8 protein-coding genes are annotated in these 10,132 nt (G+C 65.8%); 6 read left to right on the top strand and 2 right to left on the bottom strand.

The features are described from left to right. Window positions 1–830, bottom strand: an 830-nt coding sequence (locus tag JHD07_RS20760) for a P-loop NTPase fold protein (protein WP_291625312.1), incomplete at its 3' end; no start/stop codon positions are given. 205 nt (window positions 831–1,035) lie between these two features. Between JHD07_RS20760 and JHD07_RS20755 the strand changes: the two genes are divergently transcribed. Then, the gene (locus tag JHD07_RS20755; RefSeq protein ID WP_291625310.1) at window positions 1,036–2,802 is read left to right on the top strand and encodes a hypothetical protein; all 1,767 of its coding nucleotides are present in this window, start codon (window positions 1,036–1,038) and stop codon (window positions 2,800–2,802) included. 403 nt (window positions 2,803–3,205) lie between these two features. Here JHD07_RS20755 and JHD07_RS20750 read toward each other — a convergent pair whose 3' ends face one another. Beyond that, the gene (locus JHD07_RS20750; protein ID WP_291625308.1) at window positions 3,206–3,385 is read right to left on the bottom strand and encodes a hypothetical protein; all 180 of its coding nucleotides are present in this window, start codon (window positions 3,383–3,385) and stop codon (window positions 3,206–3,208) included. A 303-nt stretch (window positions 3,386–3,688) separates the two neighbouring features. Between JHD07_RS20750 and JHD07_RS20745 the strand changes: the two genes are divergently transcribed. From JHD07_RS20745 to JHD07_RS20725, 5 genes are all read left to right on the top strand, one after another. Next, a complete protein-coding gene (locus JHD07_RS20745; protein WP_291625306.1) occupies window positions 3,689–4,285 on the top strand; it encodes a hypothetical protein in 597 nt (198 codons plus the stop codon). 148 nt (window positions 4,286–4,433) lie between these two features. Next, on the top strand, window positions 4,434–5,384 hold the full coding sequence (locus JHD07_RS20740) for a hypothetical protein (RefSeq protein ID WP_291625304.1): 951 nt from the start codon (window positions 4,434–4,436) through the stop codon (window positions 5,382–5,384). Window positions 5,385–5,525: 141 nt separating this feature from the next. Next, complete coding sequence (locus JHD07_RS20735) at window positions 5,526–7,700, top strand: AAA family ATPase (RefSeq protein WP_291625302.1); 2,175 nt, start codon at window positions 5,526–5,528, stop codon at window positions 7,698–7,700. Window positions 7,701–7,717: 17 nt separating this feature from the next. After that, entirely contained in the window at window positions 7,718–7,969 is a 252-nt protein-coding gene (locus JHD07_RS20730) for a hypothetical protein (RefSeq protein WP_291625300.1), read from the top strand. Between the two features lie 242 nt (window positions 7,970–8,211). Beyond that, window positions 8,212–10,128 carry a hypothetical protein gene (locus JHD07_RS20725; protein ID WP_291625299.1) on the top strand — a complete coding sequence of 639 codons (1,917 nt, stop codon included), beginning with the start codon at window positions 8,212–8,214 and terminating at the stop codon, window positions 10,126–10,128. The last annotated feature ends 4 nt before the right edge of the window (window positions 10,129–10,132 follow it).

Raw genomic sequence — 10,132 nt, 5'->3', positions numbered from 1 at the left:
AAATAATTCGTGACCATGACGTCGTTCTCGACGCCCGCGAAATGCTTGCGGACGGCGTGCTTGATCATGTCGTTGTCCGCCGCGATGACGAAGGCTGTGTTCTTGAGGAAGAGAAAGAGCCGGATCGCCTCGAGAGTCGAGATGGTCGTCTCGGGCAGACAGCGGTCGAGATCGTCGATCAGGACGACGAGCGTGATGCCAAGCTCATCGAGCGTTTGCTCGAGGGTATCGCGAAGCGCTTGGATCTCCTTGGGCGGTGACGTCTCCTCCTTCGGCTTCAGGAGTTCCGCACCTTCTTTGGCGGCATCGGTTGCAGCTTTCTTTGCGGCCTCACCGTCGCTCTTGCCGAACCCTTCGGCCACGACCTTCTTGCCGAGTTCGAGGATTTCGCCGACGGCTCCGACCGGAGGGACGCCGAAATAAATCGAGGCGGCCGACGTTGCCGCCAGCTTGGCTGCCCGCAACCATCGCACCCTCTTGGCGAGCGAAGCGACTTTGTCCAGAGCGGTCGCCCTGTTCTCGGCCTCCTTCGCGAGCTTCTCGGTGATGACGTCCATCAGCGCCGCGCGCGCGTCGTCATAGCCCTGATAGAGCCAAGCGTTGAACTCAACGAACACGTATTTCTCGGACGCCTTCTTGCCGCTCTTGTCCTCGCGAGCGGCGACGGCAGATCGGGTGAGTTTGATCATCGACGACTTGCCGATGCCCCAGGCGCCGGAGACGCCGACCGAGATAGGACGGCCTCTGGCCTGGACGATGATTTCCGCGACCGTTTCGGCCACACCGGAGAAGTTCAGAAAGTCGCGCTCGGTTTCGTTGTCGGGCCACATGCTGCGGTCTCGCGTGCGCACCAGGGTTGCAAAAGCTGGTTCCAAATGGCTAAAATTAGACGTATCTCCTAGATGTGGTGCCTGCATACTGAAGAGTCCAGCACATATGCGTCTTTCTACACAACCTGGTGTAGAAGGTAAAAAGATAGGGAACGAAGGCGAAGGGCGGGTCTTACAGCCCGGCCAAGATGGTTAGGACATGCAGATGGCAGACGATCTGCTGAACGACACCAAGACCTATCCTCGGATGGCGCATTGGTTCGATCCGGTGTTGCTGCTTCAGCTGCTGAACAACGTTGTCCTGTCGTCTGTGTTCGGACAGTACGCCGATCGTCGCCTAATGATTGCAGCGCTCGACAACGTGCCCCCCGAGGAGCACGCGAACCGGGCGGAGCAATTCCGGGCGCGTCTTGAGAAAGATGTAGAAGGCGGGCTCTGGATCGACTGGGTCGCGGATCTAGGCGACGGCTTCGACAGCACCTACGCAGTAGCAAGTCTTTTGGCGCGCGCCGAGGTGAACGTCGGTGACGTATCGCTTCCGCGCGGCCAGGCGCTCGTCATGGGCGGCGACGAGGTGTACCCGAAGGCCACGAGACAGGCGTACTTCAACCAACTACGGCAACCTTATGCATGGGCCGCACCTGACCCGGACAGGAAGGACGACAAAGGCAGGCCGCTGCTCGCGATCCCGGGCAACCACGATTGGTACGACGGGCTCGTGCTTTTCCTGGCGCTCTTCTGCAAGGACAAGCCTTGGCACGTGGGCGCATGGCGCTCGTACCAGCGCCGCAGCTACTTCGCCGTCCGCCTTACCGAGACCTGGTGGCTGTGGGCGACCGACATTCAACTCGCCGACGACATGGACGGGCCGCAGGCCGATTACTTCAAGCAGATAGCCGCCGCCATGCCCGACAACTCCAGGATCATCCTGTGCAGCGCCGAGCCGGGTTGGCTGTATACGGACAGCAACCGCAAATCTTGGGAGATCACGGAATATGCCGCCGGCATCGCGATGAACGCCGGACGCGGACACACGATACCGGTGCTGCTGTCGGGGGACACGCACCACTACAGTCGCTACGTCGGCAAGGGCGGTCGGCAATACGTCACGTCCGGCGGTGGCGGAGCCTTCCTCCATCCGACTCACCAACTCGAACAGGACGTTTCGGTGAACTTCGTGGACCACCGGGAAGAAATGAAGCTCGGTACGATGCCCGATCCAGAGGCCCCCCAGAAGACGTCGGCCGCTGCATATCCGTCCTTCGCGACCAGCAGGCGTTTGACATGGCGGAACGTGTTTTTCGCCTTCACAAACTACGACTTTTCGCTGCTCATGGGTGGAATCTATCTACTTTTCGCGGTGCTGATATCACTGCGGGACCGGCCGGACGTCCACCTTCTGATCGCGGCGGTCTTCGGTGCATCCTTGATCGGCTACACGGTGAAGCAGGAAGTGTCCCGAAAGTTCAAGATCTGGGGTTCGGCCGCCGTGCATGCGGCTGCGCACGTGGTCGTCCTGATCGTTGCCGCCCGCTACGCCATCGCGTTCAACGAGCAGCATTTCGCGTGGAGCGGCGCCTGGTGGGAACCTTGGGCATGGCTGGGACTTTTGGCTGCCGAGATGGTGCCTGTCGGATGCCTCGTTGGTAGCACGCTGTTCGGGCTCAACATGCTGGTGACTTGCCTGCTACTCCGCATGAACCGCAATGACGCTTTCAGTTCGCTCCGGATAGGAGCCTATAACAACTTTCTCCGCTTCAGGCTGACCGAGGATGGCTTCGACATGTACGCCATCGGGCTTGAGCGTGTTCCGGCGCGCGAGGACTGGATCGCCAATGCCAAGCATGACCGGAAACGGCCGAATCCGGAAATTCCGGTCTTCGTGCCGAAGCACGATCTGAAGCCACACCTCATAGAAAGGGTTTCGGTCAGATTTGAACCTACCGAGGCACGGGCTCCGACGACGGCGTGAGGTCGTTGCAGCTGCCGTAAAGACGGTCGCGATCAGGCGAGCCGGCCTCGGTCTGGTCAGGCTGGACCGGTCGTCATCCTACCGGGTCGCGGTGCCGACCGCGCCTTCATTTCTTCCCAACCTGATGCGGTCGAGCCCTGCCGCAGGCGCGCCCGCAGCGGAAGAGCTAGGGCGTAAGGAGCGCGGAAGGCCGCTCGACACAGGATGGCCCGACAGAAACCCGCTACTCCCCCTCTCAGAGGGAGTGTCCGACCTGACCGTCCGACCGTCGGATCAGCGGCACCAGTGCCGGCAGCATGGCGATGCTTGGTGAAGAACACCGGATTTGGCGATCTTGACGCGCCGGCCAAGATCATTTGGAAGGCGAGCGGCGTTCGCGCACGTGGATGTTCTCGAGCGCAGGTCACTCCTTCTTCGGCTTCAGCGCCCTGATCACTGCCCGCTCAACGAATTGCCAGAGCTTCAAATCTTTCGCGGCCGCGGCTTCCTTCACTTGTTCAATGATGTCGGGCTTCATGTAGACCAAGGCGGCCCGTCGACCGTCCTTCCGGGATTTCGCCGTTTTCTTCGCCGCCTTCGCCATCTCCGATTGCCTGCCAACTCCCGCCGATTCGCTGCGAAGCTATCACGCGAGGCGGGCCGGTCGCGAACGTTTTCCTAAATCTTTCACCGGCGGATTCAAGACCGAGTAATCCGTATTAGATATCTGATCGATATCTATCAGATATCTATTTTCTTGACTTTCCGCCCGATTTGTGATCCAAGCAGCGAAATCCCAGCACCATCGATCGGCCAGGCCAACCACACCCGTGCAAACCATGCGCGGCCTTCCGTCGCGCTTTCGCGCGGCGGAAGCGGACGCGCGTTCGCTCATCAGCGAGGACCCATGAAGAAATCCGCCGCACTCTTCGTCAGCTTCAAGACTTCGCAGGCCATCCCGAGCAGCCGCCTCTTCCGGAGGGACTTCATGATCCAGTCCACCCTCGACTCCGGCGTCCGCCGCATCGGATATCATCCCATCGTCGTGCACGACGACCGTGCCATCAGGGCGGAGGCCCTCGTGATCGACAGGGACGACGGTCGATACGCCGTCGACTTCGTCGATGCCCGCCCGCCCGAGGACGCGCGGGGTGAAGGCCTGCTCCAGCTGGCCTTCGAGCAGGGGTGCTCCGGCATCCTCGCCATCACCTCGGCCGAGGCGGGCCGCGAGCCGCTTCTGTCAGCGGCGCGCGAAGTCTGGCGCCATTCCGCCGTCATGGTGAACGCGGGAGACCGCGCACAGGTCCTGCACGCCCTGGAACAGGAGGGACCGATCCCGCTCCGTGCTTTGGAGGGGCTGGTCGCGACCCGGCGGGATCCCATCTCGGTGGCCTACGCTCTGGCCTGCGAGGGCAGCGCCGCCATCGACCTCTCCGGCGGGCTCGATGGTCGCACCATGGTGCGCGGCGGAGCGCTCGGCCTCGGCCTCCGCTTCGGAACGTAGCCCGTCGCAAGTGCTCGTTTTCCGGAAAGCGTGCAAGTCCGCGCCCGGTCGGACGGCCCCACCGCGTCGGCTCGCGCCCGGTGGGGGATGAATCGCGCGAGGCGTCGACGGCCGGCGCGCAGTTTTCGATCCAACCGATGAGACCGACATGACAGAATTTTCGACCGCGACCACGACCATCGTATTCCGGCCGTTCGGTGGCCTGGATGGCTACCGCATCGTCTCCGATCGAGCGAGCCGCGCGGTCGTCCACGCCTTCGCCTTGAGCGATCTCGCGGCGGTCGCCGGGGCAGGCTTTCTCAACGGAGGCTGCGCCTACGTCCTGACCGGCGGGGGCATCGCCTACATCGGCGAGAGCGGAAAGCCGGCGCGTCGCCTCGGCGAACATGCCGCCGACCCGTCCAAAACTTTCGCGCGCGAGGCGTTCGTGATCGGCGGCTGTGACGGGGCGGCGTTCGACAAGAGCCTGGTCCTGGACTTCCAATTCCGGCTGACCAAGGCCGCGGCCGAAGCCGGTTCTGTGACCGTGACCAAGGGGGCCAATCCGGTGCGCCCCGCCATCCCGGCCGCCGACAGATCGACGCACGACCGCATCTACGCGGACGCCATGCGGCTGCTCCACGACGCCGGCTGCACCATCTTCAAGAGCGCGGGCCCGGTGGTCTCAGACCCGGGGAGCTCGGGCGACGCGTCCGCGCCTTTCCCGGATTCCGGACTCGGCGGGCCGGCCAGCTCCGAGGACGGCGGCCCCATGGCCATCGGAGTTTCGGCCATGCGGACCGACGGCGAGACGTTCGAACTGCGGTACTGCAATCTTTGGGCGCGGGGATACCGATCGGGCGGACGGTTCGTCGTCGCGGCGGGCTCGGACATCAGGACGACCACCAACGACAGCGTGGATTCGCTCACGCGGCGTCGCCGCGAAGAACTCTTCCAGGCCGGCGTACTCGCCGAGATCTCCGGTGTGCCCGATCGGCGGCGGTTGATGGTCGAGGTGGCCTTCGCGACGGAATCGATCGCCGCAAAGGTCGTCTGCGGCGCGCACAGCGTCCCGAGCTGGACTTTGCTGGCCGCGCGCCCCGTGGTGTTGACCACCTGAGGGCCGTGGTCGGCCACCACAACAGTGGGATCTCCTCGAATCCAAAGCAGACAATCGAGCGTACTTGCTTTCGACGGTCCTTGCCGACCGGTCTTCCGAGGTGTCGAGCGGCGGCGCCCGCGACAGGTCCGAAAAGGATCATTGACCGCCCTGAGCGAACGGTCTGGCCAGAAAGCAGATCTCATTGGCTGCTCTCAGAGCGTGCCGCCTCACTTCCCCTTTCACTTGGGCCGGTCGGCCCCTCTGAATTTTCGAGGTCGATGCATGACGAAGAAGCCGAAGACGCAAGGCGCCGCAAAGCGCATCACGTTCAAGATGCTGTCGAAGCGGTTGTCGGACCTCAGGTGCGATCCGTCGCTGTCCCTCGCCGAGGAGGAGGAACAGGAGCAGGGCGAAGCGACCCCGGCCAAGCTTAAGCCGCCCCCCAAGAAGTCGGAAAACGCGAAGGCCACGATCGTCCGCGCGGCCTTCGAGGCGGCCGCGCCGAGGGCGCTCCGCCGGCGACTCGTCCACGGGCAGGCGCTGGCGGCGATCGTCGTCGTGCCGACCGACGCCTGGGTGGAGCCTATGGCGGCCTACGCGAGGTCCGAATTCGGCACGAGATGGTGCCTGCAGACGCGCAACGGCGAGAGCCGCAAGCGCGACGCCTCCATCGGCAACGAGGACGTGGCGAAGGACCTCTCCCGGGGCTTGTGCGTGATGGGCATCGCCCCCGATGCGGCGCTGCTCCCCTCCTCGCTGCGGAGCGCCGCCGACGTCGTGATCAGGATCGCTTCCCCGGACGGATCTGCGTTGCGCAAGGCGATCGCGCGTTTTTCCGGCCGCTCCCCGGGCGCGCTCGATGCCGGCATCGCCGCGGGCCTCGATCTCAACGAGATCGTCGCCGCCTTCCGGCCTGGGCAGGGCGCCGCCAAGATCGCCGAACGTCTCGATGCGGCTCGCCGCTCGCATTCCGTCCCGGCGGAAAAGGTGCCTGAACTCGCCACGGCAGTGGAGTACGGGTCGGCCCGTTTGTGGGCGATGGATCTCGCGAGGGACATAGAATTATTTCGTAAAAAACGAATCGAAGACCGAAGTGGCATCGAGTGGCGCGACATCGATCACGGAATCTGCCTGTACGGCCGGCCGGGCCTCGGGAAGACGCTGTTTGCGCAAGTGCTGGCAAAGGCGTGCGGCGTTCCGCTGGTGACCACCAGCGTCGCGGAATGGTTCGCCGCGGGGCCCGGCTACCTCGACAGCGTGATCAAGCAGATGCGGAGCGCCTTCGCCCGCGCCTCGGCCCTCGCCTCGCCGTGCAGCATCCTGTTCCTCGACGAGATCGATGCCCTGCCCGACCGGGCGACGCTGTCCTCGCGCGGCCGGGACTGGTGGATGCCGGTCGTAACCGACGCGTTGACGCTGCTGGATTCGGCGGTGAACGACAGGACGGGGATCGTGGTCGTCGGGGCGACCAACGACATCGGCCGAGTCGACAAGGCCCTGCTGCGGCCCGGGCGGCTGGAGAAGGCGGTGGAGATCTGCCCGCCGGACGCCACGGGCGCCCTGAACGTCCTCGCCTTCCATCTCGAGGGTTGCGTGGCCGGCGATCTCTCGCCGCTCGGCCCGCTCCTTGCGGGCATGACCGGAGCGGAGATCATGCACGCGGTGCGCGTGGCGAAGCGCGTTGCCAGGCATGCCGGCCGCGATCCGACGCTGGAGGACGTCAGGCGCGCGGTGGTGCCGCTCGACGAGCATCCGCCCGCGCGCCTCTTCCGGATGGCGGTGCACGAGGCCGCCCACGCCGTGATCCTGCTCGCGCTCGCGGCGGGCGCGGTGCGGCACGTCACGCTCGCCGGCGTCGGCGACTCGGGCGGCCGCACGTCCGTGCTCTATGCGGACGACGACCTCGCCACGCGCAAGGCGATCGAGGACCGGGCGACCGTCGGCCTGGCCGCCCGCGCCGCCGAGCGCCTGTTCACGGGCTCGGTCTCCACGGGAGCGGGCGGCGCCGCCGACAGCGACCTCGGCTCGGCCACGATCCTGGTGGCCTCGCTCCACGCCTCGTTCGGCATGCGCGGCTCTCCGGTCTATCTCGGGGCCGGTGAGGAGCTGCTGCGCGCGGTGGCCTTCGATCGGGACCTGCGCGAGGCGGTCGGGCGGGACCTGCACCGCCTGGGGCGTCGGGCCGACCGGCTGGTCGCGGCCAACCGCGACGCCATTCTCGCCCTTGCGGAGCGGCTCGCCGACAGGCGCCATCTCGACGGCGCCGAGGTCGAGGCCATCGTGCGCGGCCGGCTCCGGGCGAGCCGGCGCGGCCCGTCGAAAACGAATCCTTGAAAACGAAGGGAGAACGCATGAAGCCGAAACCGAGACGCGTCGCGGCCCGGGACAATCCGGAACTCTGGTCGGACACGGAGGAGATGACACTTGAGGAGGCGGCGGCGCTTCTTTTCCCGTCTGGGTTGTATACTGCCTCGACCCTACGGACCTGCTACCGGCAAAAAAAACTCGAAGTGACGTTGGTCGCGCGGAAGTTGACGACGACCAAAAAGGCCATCCGCGAGATGCTCGAAGCCGCACGGAAGCCGGCGCGACGGCGTGAGTGAGGCTCGTGGCGCCAACGCTGTTTTTTCAAGGATTCGCATAGGCTTAGGGCCCAGGTCGGCGCCGGGCCTGCGGCGCATTTTTCTATTGCCGGCGGTGCCCGCATGGTGTTGTAGGGAACCGCCGCCGGCGGATAGGCCGGCGCGGACATCGAAGACCGAAGTCGTATTGGCGGGGGCGCGCGGGCGCCGGTCCGTCGCCCGGGGAAGACATGCGCCCCGCTACAGGAGGATGAGAGCGAGGAATGCCGGTCGGGTTCGAGGACATGCTGCCGCCGCTGGCGCCGTCCGTCGCGCTGGACGGTCTCGATCTCACGCCTGCGGAAATCCGCGCGCTGTCGTCGGAGACGTTCGTGCGCGTCTTTACCCTGCCCTCGTTCGATCACGTGCCGGTCGTCGGACCGGGCTTTCTGAGGCGCAGGCCGCCGGGCGCGGAGTGGTGGCTCAGATTCCGTGCCAAGCCGAAGAGTGAGAAAGGCCCGGAGAGCCCATCCGCGGACCCGACCGAGCGGTCGAAGGACCGCCAGAGTGACAGTTGGCTGCTGGTCTTCAAGGCGCCGGTATACGCCCCGCCGGAGGCCGGCGGCGGGGTCGCCATCAGTCCGGACACCATGACGCTGAAGGCAAAGGACGTGGAGGGCGCCAAGGCCGAGGCGCTGATCATGATCGCGCGTGGCCAGCGGAAGACGATCCGTGCGACCACCTGGCCGATCGAGCGCATCGAGCGGCTGAACTGCAAGGAAATGCTGCAGGCGTACCTCGACGTCGACCTGAAGAAGCCGGAGATCAGGCAGAAGAAGAAGGGGGAAATCCCGAGAAGGAGAGGAAAGGCCCGGAAATCGACCGAGGGCGCGACCGAGGTCCCGGAGGACGAGGTGAAAGCGAACAAGGCCGAACGGAAGCTCTGGAGGACGTACAGGGCGGCGATCGAGGCCTTCCAGGACGCCTTCCCGACGCTGGAGATCGGCGACTGCAAGGGTCGCATCGACATGCGCATCGACCAAGCGTTCGAGGAGCGCGCGCTGCTGGAGCCTTCGTCGCGCTTCGCGTATTTGAAGACCGTCCAGATGGCGCTCAACGCGATCCTGGAACGGAAGGGAGTTCCGGAAACCTATCGGGTGAAGTTCGCCAACAAGGACCCCGGGCCGCTCGTCAAGCCGAACTGGACCCTGGCCGAATACGACCGCCTGATGGCCTCCTCCAGGGGGTGGTGCCACCACCCCGGCGGGGCGCCCAAGATGGTCGATATCGCGGGATGCCGGACCCAGCTGCGCCGACTGGCCGCCATCCGGCACCGCAAGGCCTGGTCCCGCATGATTCCTTTCCTCGCCTATTCGGTCAGCCGCAACGGTCAGATCCACCTGACCCGCTGGGTGCCCGGTTCGGAAGAGCCCGGCGGCAGGCAGTTCGCGCGGGGCGAGGAGCGGCCGTGGCTCGAGGTCCTCGACGATTGCATCGTCTTCCACCGGGACGGCAACGAGCGCTACGACGGCAACAAGAGACATGGCTGGAACTTCGTTCCCAAGGAGTTCGAACCCGAGGTCAGGCGCTGGTACGAAGAGGACATGGCGGCCGGCATCGAGTGGGTCTTCCACAAGCCGGACGGCGAGCGTTACGGAGAGTGTCTGCCGAGCTGGACCTTCAGACAGATCGTAGCCGACGCCGGTCTGCCGAAGGGCACGACGGCGCATTCGTTGAAGGATCTGGCGATGGCGTGGGCCGATGCGGCGGGGGTGCCGCGACCGGTCATCTCCGAGCACGCCGACACCTCGGAAAAGACGATCGACCGCAACTACGGGCCGACCAGGAAGGTCGACGTGCTGGAGACCGCGCGCGACACGATCTCGCAGAAGCCCTGGCGCGCGAAGGAAGAGCGCCGCGCCGCGCAAGTCGCCGATTTCCGCGCCCGACGCGACGAGGCCTATGCCAAGGCCGCCGCCGCCAAGGCCGACGCCAGGCTGCTCGCGAGGCGGGCCAAGGACGCGAAGCGGGCCTCGCGCAAGCGCGCGGCGGCCGAGGCTCCAGCTCCGGGACCCTCAACCGGCGTGCCGGCCGCGGCCCCGGTCGTTCCGCTCCGGCCCGCAAGGCCCGCCGCAGGCGACATGAGCACGGCCGCCGTGCCGCTGCGCCGGCGCGCCGCGGTCGCCCGCGCGCCGTCCTGAGGCC

It is taken from the genome of Bradyrhizobium sp. (assembly GCF_016462955.1).
Taxonomy (GTDB): domain Bacteria; phylum Pseudomonadota; class Alphaproteobacteria; order Rhizobiales; family Xanthobacteraceae; genus Bradyrhizobium.
This window is presented reverse-complemented; position numbering and strand designations above follow the sequence as displayed.